General features: G+C 71.8%; 13 protein-coding genes. 7 read left to right on the top strand and 6 right to left on the bottom strand.

From position 1 onward, the window contains the following. The first annotated feature begins 67 nt into the window (after positions 1–67). The 4 genes from mnmG to ACS5PV_RS04145 are packed head-to-tail and all read left to right on the top strand — an operon-like array spanning position 68 to position 4,359. Positions 68–1,951 carry a tRNA uridine-5-carboxymethylaminomethyl(34) synthesis enzyme MnmG gene (gene mnmG, locus ACS5PV_RS04160; protein WP_455394106.1) on the top strand — a complete coding sequence of 628 codons (1,884 nt, stop codon included), beginning with the start codon at positions 68–70 and terminating at the stop codon, positions 1,949–1,951. After that, a complete protein-coding gene (gene rsmG, locus ACS5PV_RS04155) occupies positions 1,948–2,589 on the top strand; it encodes a 16S rRNA (guanine(527)-N(7))-methyltransferase RsmG (RefSeq protein WP_455394105.1) in 642 nt (213 codons plus the stop codon). The genes mnmG and rsmG overlap by 4 nt, the downstream gene beginning before the upstream one ends. Further along, positions 2,586–3,434, top strand: coding sequence for a ParA family protein (locus ACS5PV_RS04150; protein ID WP_455394104.1), 849 nt, complete (start codon positions 2,586–2,588; stop codon positions 3,432–3,434). The genes rsmG and ACS5PV_RS04150 overlap by 4 nt, the downstream gene beginning before the upstream one ends. A gap of 37 nt (positions 3,435–3,471) precedes the next feature. Then, positions 3,472–4,359 carry a ParB/RepB/Spo0J family partition protein gene (locus tag ACS5PV_RS04145; protein WP_455394103.1) on the top strand — a complete coding sequence of 296 codons (888 nt, stop codon included), beginning with the start codon at positions 3,472–3,474 and terminating at the stop codon, positions 4,357–4,359. 52 nt (positions 4,360–4,411) lie between these two features. Here ACS5PV_RS04145 and holA read toward each other — a convergent pair whose 3' ends face one another. From holA to leuS, 3 genes are all read right to left on the bottom strand, one after another. Then, positions 4,412–5,440 carry a DNA polymerase III subunit delta gene (holA, locus tag ACS5PV_RS04140; RefSeq protein WP_455394102.1) on the bottom strand — a complete coding sequence of 343 codons (1,029 nt, stop codon included), beginning with the start codon at positions 5,438–5,440 and terminating at the stop codon, positions 4,412–4,414. A 22-nt stretch (positions 5,441–5,462) separates the two neighbouring features. Next, positions 5,463–5,999: an LPS assembly lipoprotein LptE gene (lptE, locus tag ACS5PV_RS04135; RefSeq protein ID WP_455394101.1), complete on the bottom strand. Its 537-nt coding sequence runs from the start codon at positions 5,997–5,999 to the stop codon at positions 5,463–5,465. A 257-nt stretch (positions 6,000–6,256) separates the two neighbouring features. After that, positions 6,257–8,848: a leucine--tRNA ligase gene (gene leuS, locus ACS5PV_RS04130; RefSeq protein WP_455394100.1), complete on the bottom strand. Its 2,592-nt coding sequence runs from the start codon at positions 8,846–8,848 to the stop codon at positions 6,257–6,259. 166 nt (positions 8,849–9,014) lie between these two features. On the opposite strand from leuS, the gene ACS5PV_RS04125 reads away from it, so the two are divergent. Next, positions 9,015–9,698: a YggS family pyridoxal phosphate-dependent enzyme gene (locus ACS5PV_RS04125; protein WP_455394099.1), complete on the top strand. Its 684-nt coding sequence runs from the start codon at positions 9,015–9,017 to the stop codon at positions 9,696–9,698. Positions 9,699–9,713: 15 nt separating this feature from the next. On the opposite strand, the gene ACS5PV_RS04120 is transcribed toward ACS5PV_RS04125, so the two are convergent. Next, complete coding sequence (locus tag ACS5PV_RS04120) at positions 9,714–9,914, bottom strand: hypothetical protein (protein ID WP_093568647.1); 201 nt, start codon at positions 9,912–9,914, stop codon at positions 9,714–9,716. A 174-nt stretch (positions 9,915–10,088) separates the two neighbouring features. After that, positions 10,089–10,622, bottom strand: a complete 534-nt coding sequence (locus ACS5PV_RS04115; RefSeq protein ID WP_455394098.1) for a L,D-transpeptidase family protein — start codon at positions 10,620–10,622, stop codon at positions 10,089–10,091. 106 nt (positions 10,623–10,728) lie between these two features. On the opposite strand from ACS5PV_RS04115, the gene ACS5PV_RS04110 reads away from it, so the two are divergent. Together ACS5PV_RS04110 and ACS5PV_RS04105 are read left to right on the top strand one after the other, a co-directional pair. After that, positions 10,729–11,385 (top strand): 3'-5' exonuclease, encoded by a 657-nt coding sequence (locus tag ACS5PV_RS04110; RefSeq protein ID WP_455394097.1) that lies wholly within the window; start codon positions 10,729–10,731, stop codon positions 11,383–11,385. A gap of 170 nt (positions 11,386–11,555) precedes the next feature. Next, positions 11,556–12,242, top strand: coding sequence for a response regulator transcription factor (locus ACS5PV_RS04105; protein ID WP_455394096.1), 687 nt, complete (start codon positions 11,556–11,558; stop codon positions 12,240–12,242). A 216-nt stretch (positions 12,243–12,458) separates the two neighbouring features. On the opposite strand, the gene ACS5PV_RS04100 is transcribed toward ACS5PV_RS04105, so the two are convergent. Continuing rightward, the gene (locus tag ACS5PV_RS04100) at positions 12,459–13,547 is read right to left on the bottom strand and encodes an alanine racemase (protein ID WP_455394451.1); all 1,089 of its coding nucleotides are present in this window, start codon (positions 13,545–13,547) and stop codon (positions 12,459–12,461) included. Positions 13,548–13,621: the final 74 nt, after the last annotated feature.

Raw genomic sequence — 13,621 nt, 5'->3', positions numbered from 1 at the left:
TCACGTGAAACGCGGGATCGCGCGACAGCCCGATTGACGCCGCCGCCGGGCGCCGCCTAATCACCCCATGCTCACTGACGATTCTCTCCCCTGCGACGTGATCGTCGTCGGCGGCGGGCACGCGGGTGCCGAGGCGGCCGCGGCGGCCGCGCGCACCGGCGCCCGTACGATCCTGGTTACCCACCGCCGCGACACGCTCGGTGCGATGTCCTGCAACCCGGCCATCGGCGGCCTCGGCAAGGGCCACCTCGTGCGCGAGGTCGATGCTCTCGACGGCCTGATGGGCCGCTGCGCCGACCGGGCCGGGATCCAGTTCCGCCTGCTCAACCGCCGCAAGGGCCCGGCCGTGCGTGGGCCGCGCACCCAGGCCGACCGCAAGCTCTACGCCCGGGAGATGCAGGCCGCCTTGAGCGAGACGCCGAACCTGGTGATCGTCGAGGGCGAGGTCGCGGATCTTACCGTCGTCGGCGGGCGGGTCACGGGCGCCGTGCTCGCCGACGGCCGCGCCCTCCCCTGCCGCGCCGTGGTCCTGACCACCGGGACCTTCCTGCGCGGCCTGATCCATATCGGCGAGGTCACCATTCCGGCCGGACGGATGGGAGAAGGGCCGGCGCTCGGCCTCTCGGCCACCCTCGACCGCCACGGCTTCGCCCTCGGCCGCCTGAAGACCGGCACCCCGCCCCGCCTCGACGGCCGCACCATCGACTGGCACGGCATCGACAAGCAGGCCGCCGACGACGCGCCGGTGCCGTTCTCGACCCTAACCGAGCGCATCACCACGCCGCAGATCGAGTGCGGCGTGACCCGGACCGGACCGGCAGCGCACGACCTGATCCGCGCCAACCTCCACCGCTCGGCGATGTATTCCGGCGGCATCACCAGCCGCGGCCCGCGCTACTGCCCGTCGATCGAGGACAAGGTGGTGCGTTTCGGTGACCGCGACGGGCACCAGATCTTCCTGGAGCCGGAGGGCCTCGACGATCCGACGGTCTACCCGAACGGCATCTCGACCTCTCTGCCCGAGGACGTCCAGGCCGGCATCGTCCGGTCGCTGCCCGGCTGCGAGCGCGCGGTGATCCTGCGCCCGGGCTACGCGATCGAGTACGACTACGTCGATCCGCGCGAGCTCGACCCGACCTTGCAGACCCGGCGCATTCCCGGCCTGTTCCTGGCCGGACAGATCAACGGCACCACCGGCTACGAAGAGGCGGCGGGCCAGGGGCTGGTGGCCGGGCTCAACGCCGCGCGTCTGGCCGGAGCGGCGGAACTCGCGGTGTTCGACCGGGCCGAGTCCTATCTCGGCGTGATGATCGACGACCTCGTGACCCACGGCGTCAGCGAACCGTACCGCATGTTCACCTCGCGCTCGGAGTACCGGCTCAGCCTGCGCGTCGACAACGCCGACGAACGTCTGACCGGTCGCGGCCTCGCCCTCGGCTGCGTCTCGCCGACCCGCGCCGCGCACGACGCGGCGCGCCGCGACGCGCTTCAGGGCGCGCGGCGGATGCTCGATGAGTTGAGTCTCACGCCGACCGAGGCGCATCGGCACGGCATCGCCCTCAACCGCGACGGCATCCGACGCTCGGCGTTCCAGCTCCTCTCCTACCCGGAGATCACCTGGGACCGGCTCGCCGCGGTGTGGCCGCAACTCCAGGCCATCCCCCCTGCCCTCGCCGATCGGCTGTGTACCGACGCGACCTACGCGGTCTATCTCGACCGGCAGCAGGCCGACATCGCGGCGTTCCGGCGCGACGAGGCCGTGGCCCTGCCGGCTCTGCTCGATTACGGCAGCATCGCCGGCCTCTCGAACGAGCTGCGGCTGAAGCTCGATAAGGTTCGGCCCCTCACGCTCGGCCAAGCCGCCCGTATCGAGGGTGTGACCCCGGCTGCCCTCACGCTGCTTGCCGCGCACGCTCGCCGCGGCGCTCCCGCCCAGGTTCCGGCCGAATGAAGACCACGCCCTCCGGCCGCGACGCCGTCCTCCGCGAGGCCGGCGTTTCACGTGAAACAGCCGCGGCGCTCGATCTCTACGTCGCGCAACTCACCCGCTGGCAGTCGATCAAGAACCTCGTCGGCCCCTCGACGCTGGCCGAGGTCTGGACCCGCCACATCGCCGATTCGCTCCAGCTCCTGGCGCTCGCCCCGGAGGCGACGCGCTGGCTCGATCTCGGCAGCGGCGCCGGGATCCCGGGGCTGATCCTGGCGATCGCCGGCCGCGAGCGGCCGGGCTTTCGCGTCGACCTCGTCGAGAGCAACGGCCGCAAGGGCGCGTTCCTCCAGGAGACCGCCCGCCTCACCGGGGCGGCGGCGAAGGTCCACGTCGCCCGCATCGAGAGCGTCATCGCGGGCTTCTCCGATACGCAGGTCGTGACCGCGCGCGCCCTCGCGCCGCTGTCGCAGCTCCTCGCCTGGACCGAACCGGTGTTGAAAAAAGGCGCCACCGGGCTGTTTCCGAAAGGGCGTGATGTCTTAACCGAATTGACCGAGGCGGAGGAAAGGTGGAGATTTGCCGCGGATCTGATCCCGAGCCGGACCGATTCTGAGGCCAGAATCGTCCGCGTCTCCAGCGTGAGCGGCCTACTCCCATGATCGCGGAACCCCCCGAGTCGCAGGTGAGCGGCAGCCCGCGACCCCTGCGCATCATCGCGCTCGCCAATCAGAAAGGCGGCGTCGGCAAGACCACGACGGCGATCAACCTCGGCACCGCCCTCGCGGCGATCGGCGAGCGCGTGCTGATCGTCGATCTCGACCCGCAGGGCAACGCCTCGACCGGCCTCGGCATCGACCGGCGCCAGCGCCGCCTCTCGACCTACGACGTGCTCTCCGGCGAGGCGCCGCTCGTCGACGCGGTGCAGGCGACGGCGGTGCCGCGCCTGTCGCTCATCCCCTCGACCATGGACCTGCTCGGCCTTGAGATGGCGATGGCGAGCGCCGCCGACCGGGCGCAGCGCCTGCGCCGGGCGCTCGAACCCCTCGACCAGGATGGGGCGCCGGACGAGCAGCGTTTCACCTACGTGCTGATCGACTGCCCGCCCTCGCTCAACCTGCTCACCCTCAACGCGCTCGCCGCAGCGCACGCGGTTCTGGTGCCGCTGCAATGCGAGTTCTTCGCGCTGGAGGGCCTGAGCCAGCTCCTGCGCACCGTCGAGCAGGTCAAGGGTGCGCTCAACCCGCGCCTGGCGATCCAGGGCGTGGTGCTGACGATGTTCGACCCGCGCAACAACCTGTCGGCGCAGGTCGTGGCCGACGTGCGCGAATTCATGGGCGACAAGGTCTACGAGACCATGATCCCCCGCAACGTGCGCGTGTCCGAGGCGCCGTCGCACGGCAAGCCGGTGCTGCTCTACGATCTCAAATGCGCCGGCTCGCAGGCCTACCTGCGGCTCGCCTCCGAGATCATCCAGCGCGAAGGCCGCCTGCCGGCGGCCGCCTGACGCCATACGAATTGGAGCGATGGAGAGGATGAAGGGTATGGCGGAGGAGGGAGCGCGGCCGCGCCTCGGGCGCGGTCTCGCGGCGCTGATCGGCGACTTCGGCGACGAGGCCCCGGCCGCTCCCGAGAAGGCGAAGGCCGGGCAGAGGCGCGTGCCGATCGAGTTCCTGCGGCCGAACCCGCGCAACCCGCGCCGCCACTTCGCCGAGACCGAACTCGAGGAGCTGTCGGCCTCGATCCGCACCCGCGGGGTGATCCAGCCGATCGTCGTGCGGGCGCTCGCCAACGTGCCGGACGCGTTCGAGATCGTCGCCGGTGAGCGGCGCTGGCGCGCGGCGCAGCGGGCTGGCCTGCACGAGGTGCCGGTGGTCACGGTCGAGATCGACGACCGCACCTCGCTCGAATACGCCATCCTGGAGAACGTCCAGCGCGCCGACCTCAACGCCATCGAGGAGGCGGCGGGCTACGAGCGGCTGATGAGCGAGTTCCGCTACACCCAGACCGAGCTCGCCGAGATCATCGGCAAGAGCCGCAGCCACCTCGCCAACACCCTGCGCCTGCTGCAACTGCCGCCCGGGGTGCAGGACCACGTCATCGCCGGCACCCTCACCGCCGGCCATGCCCGGGCGCTCCTCGCCGTGAAGGACCCGGAGGGAATCGCCCGCCGGGTGATCGAGGACGGCATGACGGTGCGCGAGGTCGAGGCCCTGGCCGCCGGCGAGCAGACCGGCACCGGCCCGCGCCCCGGCCGGCCGCGCAAGGTAGCGGTGGAGAAGGACGCCGATACCCGTGCGCTCGAACGCCGCCTGGAGGACATCTTGGGCGTCGTGGTGTCGATCGACGCCAAGGGCGCCGGCGGCGAGGTGCGGCTGCGCTACACCAGCCTCGACCAGCTCGACGGGCTGTGCCGGCGCCTGGAGATGTGACGCCGCCGGTCGGGTCTCTCAGCCCGGCCTGCGAGAGGGCAGGGGGGCTCCGTCAGCCCCGCCGCGCCGCCTCGCTGGCGAGCCGCAGGAAGAGATCGGCCGCGACCGCGTGCGAGAAGTCGCCGCCGGCTCGGCGGGCGCCGAGCACCGCCTCCTGCAACAGCGCCACCGCCCGGCGCAACGAGGCCGGGCTCCAGCGGGCGAGCTGCGTCTCGACGATCTTCTGGCGCCGGAAGTGCAGGCCGCGCCAGCCCGCCACCATCGCGCCCGGGCTCTTGCCCTCGCCGTCGAGCCGGGTGGCGAGCAGCGTGAGGGCGTGGCGCAGCGCGCCCCCCAGCATCACCGAGGCGTCCATGCCCTCGATCTGGAAGCGACGATAGGCCCGCTCCGTCTCGGCGACCCGTCCGGCGAAGGCCGCGTCGATCAGCGCGTTGAGCATCGATCCCGAGACGTCGCTGCCGATCGCCTCGACGTCGTCGATGCCGATCTCGCCCTGGCCGCGGGCATAGAGCGCCAGCTTCTCGATCTCGCCGAGGCTCGCCCGCCGGTCGCCGCCGAGGCCGCCGACCAGGAGGTCGCGGGCCTCGCGGGTGATGCGCAGGCCGTCGGCCCTGAGCGTCCGCTCGACGAGATCGGCGAGGGTTCCGGCATCGTCCGGGTAGCAGGGGATCGCCAGCGCCTTCGGCGAGCGCTCGCAGACGACCCGCAACGGGGCCGATTTGGCGAGGTCGCCGGCCTCGACGACGATGCGGGTGTCGAGGCCGTCCTGCTTCAGCACGCCCTCGACCGCCGGCGCGTAGTTGCGGCTGCTGGGCCGCACCCAGACGGCGCGCTTGCCCCCGAACAGCCCGACCGTGCCGGCCTCGTCGATCAGGCGGCCGGGATCGCCCGCCAGCACGTCGCCGTCGATCTTCACCAGCGCGAACGGGTCGGCCGGGTCGTCGACCGCCTTTTCGGCCAGCGTCCGGGCACGCTCGGTGACGAGGCCGGTATCCGGGCCGTAGACCAGGATCACGGCGATGCGCGGGTCGGGGCCGCGGCGCAGCAGCCCCTCGACCTCGCCGGCCTTGACGGCGGTCATTCGCGGTCTCCGGCGGTCGGGCTCAGGGCTGGGTCGCCAGGATCGCGGCGACGCGGGTCTTGATCTGCTCGGAGAGGAGCTTGGCGAGCCGGATCTCGGCGTCGCGGGCGGCGCGCAGGCTGGCGAAGCGCTGGGCCGAGCGGTCGTAGGTGGCGGTTCCCTGCGCGACGCCCTCGGTGATGATGCGGTCGCCGACGAGGGTCTGCACCTTGTAGGAGGCGGTGCCGAGCAGGGTCGCCGATTCGGCCCGGCCGGTGATCGAGCTGACGATCGGCGTCTGCACCGTCTCGCTCGCCGCGAGCGTCAGGCGGTACTTCTTCTCGGACGGCTGGCCCGAGCCGTCGAGGTCGAAGACCAGCTCGCTGCGCAGGTAGTGGCCGAGGCGCTCCTGCCCTTGCGCAGTCTTCGCCGTCTCGACCTGGATCGAGGCGAGCACGGCGCTCAAGGGCGCGCCGGAGGCGGTCGGCCCGTAGAGCGGCCGGAAGCAGGCCGAGAGGCCGAGCGCCAGGGTGGCGACGAGAGTGAGGTTTCGCGCCGTCTTCGCCGTGCTGCCTGCCATGAAGGTCCGTCCTGCCACCGCTCGTCCGTTACCGCTACGCTTGGCCCCTGCCAAGGGGTTTGGCGAAGGGGGAGGGGCCTTCGAATCGACGCCCTCCGCGTCCCTCAGGATAGAGGACGGGAGCTAACGAGTCTCTGCGGCGACACAAGGGCGTGGGGCCGGTCGGTCGCGGGAAACCGGGGATGTCGCGGATAAGGGAAAGGCCCGGCGATCCTGTGATCGCCGGGCCCCGAATTGTCGTCGCGGAGCGTGTCCGGTCAGACCACGATGTTGACGATGCGCAGCGGGACCACGATCACCTTTCGCGGCGGCTTGCCCTCCAGCGCCCGCTGCACCGGCTCGAGCGCCAGCACCGCCGCCTGCACGGCGGCCTGATCGGCATCGCGTGGGACCGTGACGTCGGCGCGCTTGCGGCCGTTGATCTGCACCGGCAGCGTCACGCTGTCCTCGACCAGGAGGTCGTGGCGGACCGCCGGCCAGGCGGCTTCGGCCACCAGGCCGTCCTGCTTGAGCGCGGTCCAGCAGGTCTCGGCGAGGTGCGGCATCATCGGGGCGATGAGCTGGACCAGGATCCGCGTCGCCTCGTGCAGGGCCGGCGAGGGTGCGTGGCCGCGCTCGGCATTCACGGCCTCCTGTAGGCTGTTCGCCAGCTCGTAGACGTGGGCGACGCAGCGGTTGAAGCGCAGGCGCTCGATATCCTCACCGACCGCGTGCAGCGCCTTGTGCGCCGCCTTCAGCACCGCCTCGCTGCCCGCACCCGCGGGCGCCGATCCACCTTCGGCCACCTCGCTCACCATGCGCCAGACGCGCTGGACGAAGCGTGAGGCGCCCTGCACGCCGTCCTCGGTCCAGATCACGTCGCGCTCCGGCGGCGAGTCGGAGAGCATGAACCAGCGGGCGGTGTCGGCGCCGTAGGAAGCGATGATGTCGTCGGGATCGACGACGTTCTTCTTCGACTTCGACATCTTCTCGATCGCCCCGATGGCGATCGGCGCGTCGGTTTTCACGTGAAACGCTTTGCGGGCGCCGTCCTCGGTCACCACCTTGACGTCGACCGGCTGCACCCAGGCCCCGGCCTCGTCGCGATAGGTCTCGTGGACCACCATGCCCTGCGTGAACAGGCCGGCGAAGGGCTCGTCGAGCCCGGCCCAGCCGGTCCTGCGCATCGCCCGCATGAAGAAGCGGGAGTAGAGCAGGTGCAGGATCGCGTGCTCGATGCCGCCGATATACTGGTCGACCGGCAGCCAGTGGTCGGCTACCGCCTTGTCGGTCGGAGCGTCTTCCAGCCACGGCGCGGTGAAGCGGGCGAAGTACCAGGACGAGTCGACGAAGGTGTCCATCGTGTCGGTCTCGCGCCGGGCGGGCTGCCCGCAGGACGGGCAGGGCACGTTGCGCCAGGCCGCGTCGCGCTCCAGCGGGTTGCCGGGCACGTCGAACGAGACCTCGTCGGGCAGGCGCACCGGCAGGTTCTCGACCGGCACCGGCACGACGCCGCAGGCATCGCAATGGATCACCGGGATCGGGCAGCCCCAGTAGCGCTGGCGCGAGACGCCCCAGTCGCGCAGGCGGAACTGCACCCGGCGCTGACCCACCGGCGCGCCGTCCAGGGTCTCGGCCTCCAGGCGGTCGGCGACGGCCTTGAACGCCGCGTCGGTGTCCATCCCGTCGAGGAAGCGCGAGTTGATCATCCGCCCGTCACCGTCATAGGCGGTGTCGGTGATGACGAAGGCAGCCGGGTCCTGGTCCGGCGGGCAGACCACGGGCGTGTTGCCCAAGCCGTACTTGTTGGCGAAGTCGAGGTCGCGCTGGTCGTGGGCGGGGCAGCCGAACACCGCGCCGGTGCCGTACTCCATCAGCACGAAGTTCGCGACGTAGACCGGCAGGGTCCAGGACGGATCGAGCGGATGGCGCACGCGCAAGCCGGTATCGAAGCCGAGCTTCTCCGCCGTGTCGATCGCGGCCTGCGCCGTGCCCATGCGCCGGCACTCGGCAATGAAGTCCTGGAGCGCCGGCTCGTCCTTCGCCACCGCGGCGGCGAGGGGGTGATCGGCGGCGACCGCCAGGAACTTCGCGCCGAACAGGGTGTCGGGCCGCGTCGTGTAGACCGTGACCTCGCGGGCCGCGCCCTCCGGCGCGCTCTCGAGCGCGAAGCGCAGCTCCAGCCCCTCCGAGCGGCCGATCCAGTTGCGCTGCATCAGCCGGACCTTCTCCGGCCAGCGCTCCAGCGTGTCGAGCCGGTCGTCCAGGTCCTGGGCGAAGTCGGTGATCTTGAAGAACCACTGGGTCAGCTCGCGCTGCTCGACGAGCGCGCCCGAGCGCCAGCCGCGCCCGTCGATGACCTGCTCGTTGGCCAGCACCGTGTGATCGACCGGGTCCCAGTTCACCTTGGCGGTGCGGCGCGAGACCAGCCCGGCCTGGAGGAAGTCGAGGAACATCCGCTGCTGGTGCTTGTAGTACTCGGGATCGCAGGTCGCGATCTCGCGGCTCCAGTCCAGCGACAGGCCCATCGATTGCAGCTGCGCCCGCATCGTCGCGATGTTGGCGTAGGTCCAGTCCCGCGGATTGACCTTGTTCTGCATCGCGGCGTTCTCGGCCGGAAGGCCGAAAGCGTCCCACCCCATCGGGTGCAGGACGTTGAAGCCCTTGGCGCGCTTGTAGCGCGCGACCACGTCGCCCATCGCGTAGTTGCGCACGTGGCCCATGTGGATGCGTCCCGACGGGTAGGGGAACATCTCGAGCACGTAGTATTTCGGGCGCGGATCGTCGTTGCGGGTGCGAAAAATCTCCCGCTCGGCCCACACCTGCTGCCAGTGGGGCTCGGAATCCTTCGCGTTGTAACGTTCGGCCATGGCGGCGTCTTTGCGACCGGTCGGCGCCGGCGCCGTGAGCACCGGCGGCAGGGATGAAGGGAAAACGTCACGGCCGCAAACGGTTGAGCTTGCTCGGCGCGGCGCCGGCGGACTAGGACACGGTTTGGTCCCGAGGGTCAACCAATCTAGCGGAGAGGCGCCGGTCATGATCGACCCGCAGACCGTCACGTCGAATCTGGCCGAGGTGCGGGCGGCAATCGTCCGCGCCGCCGAGGACGGCGAGCGCGATCCCAACGACGTCGCGCTGATCGCGGTCTCGAAGACGATTCCGGCGGAAGGGATCCGCCCGGCGCTCGACGCGGGCCAGCGCCGGTTCGGCGAGAACTACGTGCAGGAGGCGAAGGCCAAGTGGCCCTCCTTGCGCGACGAGTTTCCGGACGTCGAGCTGCACCTGATCGGCCCCTTGCAGTCGAACAAGGCGCGCGAGGCGGTGGAGCTGTTCGACGTGATCCACACCCTCGACCGGACCTCGCTCGCCGCGGCCCTGGCGAAGGAGATCCAGCGCAGCGGCCGGCACCCGACCCTGCTGGTGCAGGTCAATACCGGCGAGGAGCCGCAGAAGGGCGGGGTGGCGCCGGGCGCGGCCGACGCGTTCCTCGTCGAGTGCCGCGAGACGCATGGCCTCACGGTCTCGGGACTGATGTGCATCCCGCCGGCGGAGGATCCGCCTTCGGCGCATTTCGGGCTGCTGGCGGCGATCGCCCGCCGCCACGCCCTGCCGGTCCTGTCGATGGGGATGAGCGCCGACTACTCGGCGGCGATCCAGATGGGCGCGACCCACGTGCGGGTCGGCAGCGCGATCTTCGGAGCGCGCCAGCCGAAGGTCTGACGCGTCGGCGTCACGTCAATTGGCGTGCAGGCAGCGGATCTCCTCCCGCGCCTGCTCCAGGAAGCGGACGCGATCCTCGTCCGTGAGCAGGATCGGGGAGTTCGGCAACCCGTCGCGGTAGCGGGCGGTGCTGTCCCAGAGGGTGCCGCGGGCGCCCTCCGCCGCGTGAATCTGTCGGGCCCGAACGATCTCGGTCGCGGTGTAGGCGTCGAGCATGCGTCTTCTCCCTGCGTCCGACATGGTTTTTATGTGGCAGCCGGACCGTACAGGATGTTTTCGCGTGGCGCGAGTGTGGCAGCGTTACCAAAATGAAAGAGTTTTTTGTGCTCCGCAGCATGGGCGGAAGAGAAAATTCTCTCGAATTCTCCGGGTTGCCGGAGAACAGCTGGCCTAGATCGTGAGGCGGGTGCCGGGACCGAGACGCCGCAGCAGCCGCACGAGGTCGGGGCGGCGCAAGGCCACGCAGCCCTCGGTCGGCCGGAAGCCGGGGCGGGCGACGTGCAGGAAGATGGCGCTGCCGCGGCCCGGGCGGATCGGGCCGCGGTTGTAGTCGAGGTCGATCACGAGGTCGTAGAGCCCGTCGTCGCGCCACATCGCCTCCGCGCTGATGCCCGGCGCGGGCAGCGCGATCGGGCGGTTGTAGCGCCGGTCGCCGGGCTCGTCGCACCAGCCGTCCTGCGGGCGGATGCGGCGCAGGGGGAGGAGGCTCGCGGGCCGCACGCCGAGCCGGTCGGGCCGGTAGAAGCCGCCGCGCAGGCGGAACGTCCCGCGGGGCGAGGCGCCGTCGCCCTCGCGCTTGCCCCGCGTCTGGCCGCCCTTGCCGAGGGCGCAGGGGATCAGGACCGGTCCGGCGATCAGGGTGCCGCGGCGTCGGTCGAGGGGGTTCGGGCGGACCCGCAGGTGCCGGAGGGTGGTGCGCTTCATGGGAGCCCGTTCTACGGCGCCGGCTCCGGGCCCGTCGAGGGGAGCGTGACAGGACGCCCGGCCCGGCGGAGAATGGCGGGACGCGTCCCGTGCCCGAGCCGTCGCCATGTCCTCGCCGCCCCCCGATCCCGCGCCGGACTGGCTCGGCTGGCTGCCGCCGCGCGTCGTCGCGATCGACGTCGAGACGACGGGGCTCGCCGAGGCCGACCGGGTGGTGAGCTTCGGCGCCGTCGCGCTCGCCACCGCCTCCCTCGCCGCCGGTGCGCCGGAGATCGCCTGCCACCACCTGATCTTCGATCCCGGCCGGGCGAGCCACCCGCGGGCCGAGGCGGTGCACGGCTACGACGACTGGCTCCTGCGCCACCAGGACCCGGCCGCCGCCCATATGGGTGCCCTGGCGGAGCTGCTTGCCGGGGCCGACCTGATCGTCGCCCACAATGCCGCCTTTGATCTCGGCTTCCTCGGCCGCGAACTCGCGACGGCCGGCCTGCCGCCGGTCTCGGCGAAGGTCTACTGCACCATGGAGGCCTATCGCCGGCGCGGCGAGAAGGGGAGGGCGGCCCTCGGCGCGGTGTGCCGGCGCATCGGCCTTGCCCGGGTGGGAACCCGCCACGGCGCGCTCGAGGATGCCTGGCTGGCGCTCCGGGCCTATCTCTGGCTCCAGGCCTGCCCGGTGGCGGTGGCGCGCCCGGATCTCGCCACCCCGAGCAACCTGCGGCCCGTGCCGCCGCGCCCGGAGGGCACCTTGCCGCCCCGCGCCTGACCGCCGGCAGCGTGGACAGGACGGGGGACAGGACGGGTGCCGGCCCTTGCCGCGGCTTGGCGCTCCGCTACTCTGCCCCGCAACGCTGCCAGGCTGCGCTCCGTCCGGGATCGCGGCCCGGCCGGCGGCGGGCCTTGCGCCCGTCCGCCTTCCTCGAGAGTGCCGGTTCGATGTCGAACGCCCACCGCCTGCTCGTCGTCGACGACGATCCGACCCTGCGCGACACCCTGACCGAGCAGCTCGCCCTGTCGGACGCCTTCGAGGTCGTCACCGCCGAGACCGCCCGCGGGGCGATGGACCGTGTCACGGGCGAGCGGGTCGACCTCGTGGTGATGGATGTCGGCCTGCCCGACCTCGACGGGCGCGAGGCGGTGCGGCAGATGCGCCAGGGCGGCTTTCGCGGCCCGGTGATCATGCTGACCGGCCAGGCCTCGGATTCCGACACCGTGCAGGGGCTGGATGCCGGCGCCAACGACTACGTGACGAAGCCGTTCAAGTTCGCGGTGCTGCTCGCCCGCATCCGCGCCCAGCTGCGCCAGTACGAGGCGAGCGAGGACGCGGTGTTCCAGATCGGCCCCTACACCTTCCGGCCGGGCGCCAAGCTCCTCGTCGGCGATCGCGGCTCGAAGCTGAAGCTCACCGAGAAGGAGACCGCGATCCTGCGTTTCCTCTACCGCGCCGGGCGCCAGGTGGTGGGGCGCGACACGCTGCTCGCCGAGGTATGGGGCTACAACGCCCAGGTCACCACCCACACCCTCGAGACCCACATCTACCGCCTGCGCCAGAAGATCGAGCCCAACCCGGCCACCGCCTCGATCCTGGTGACGGAGGGCGGGGGGTACAAGCTGCTGCCGTAGGAGTGCGGCCGGCGTCGGACAAGGGCGCCGCGAAGCATCGAAGACCCCGGGGTCATCCTACCCGCGACCTCATCCTGAGGTGCCGCGCAGCGGCCTCGAAGGAGGCCTCCAGACATCGCCGAGATCACTGGAGGCCTCCTTCGAGGCTCGCTGTCGCTCGCACCTCAGGATGAGGTCGCGGATAGGATCGATGCCGCGACGGCTTGATCCCGTCCTCTACGCGATCATCCCCCGCGCCTCCACCGGCAGCGTGCCGACGATCGCCCCGTCCCGCACGGCCACCAGCTCGTCGACCATGTTGACGACGACGCAGACGTGGTTGGGCACCACCTCGACCAGCGTCCCGACCCGGGGGCGTTCCGCGCAGGCCGCGAGATCCAGGAAGCCGTGCTCCTCCGCGAAGGCGCTGATGCGGGCGCCCGGATGGTCGGGCAGCAGCCCGAACCCGTCGAGCCCGCCGCCGGCATCGCTGGTGAGCGTCTTCGAGCCGGCGTCGAGGATGCCGCGCTCAGGGCCGGCCCGGCTCACCACCCGGGCGAGCACGGCGAGCGCGCAATCCTCGAGCGTCGCGACGCCCGCCGCCATCATCATGCGGTCGTTGAAGATCACCGTGCCGGCCCGGTGCTCGGTGGCGCCGCGGACGTGCCCGAGCTCCGGCAGGTTCGGCGTGCCGCCGGTCGAGACGATGCGGGCGTGGAGCCCGTGCTCGGCAAGGCCCGCCTGCGCCGCGTCGAGGAAGGCCTGCGCGCCGTCGGCGGCGCCGACCGGGGGGTAGAGCAGCAGGCCCCCGAAGGCGAGGCCGGGCCGGCCGGCGATGTCGCGGGCGAGCGCCACCGCCTCGCCGGGGGTCTCGACGCCGGCGCGCTTGCGGCCGGTGTCGCACTCGACCACCACGTCGAGGGGGCGCCCGCCGGCCTGCGCCGCCTCGGGCAGGCCCGCCACGGTCACGGGATTGTCGGCCGCGACCGTGATCCGGGCGGGGCTCTCGCGCAGGAGCCGGCCGAGGCGCCCGACCGCGTGCGGGCCGATCAGGTTGTAGCTGACGAGGATGTCGTCGATCCCGGCCCGTGCCATCACCTCGGCCTCGCCGATCTTCTGGCAGGTGACGCCCCGCGCCCCGGCCTCGATCTGCATCCGGGCGAGGACCGGGCTCTTGTGCGTCTTGATGTGCGGGCGGTTGGCGAGGCCGGCGGCGTCGCAGGCGGCCTGGAGCCGGGCGACGTTGCGGGCCACCCGGTCGAGGTCGACGACGACCGCCGGCGTGCCGTAGCGGCGGGCGATCTCCTCGCGAAGCGCGGGGCTCAGCATCGCGGCGCGCCCCTGACCATCATGGGCGCAATCGTGTCGGCACGCATATCGTCCCTCCTGCCGGGTCAGTC

It is taken from the genome of Methylobacterium sp. Gmos1, from assembly GCF_053764715.1.
The sequence above is the reverse complement of the archived record's forward strand: the minus strand, read 5'-3'. Positions and strand labels throughout refer to the sequence as shown.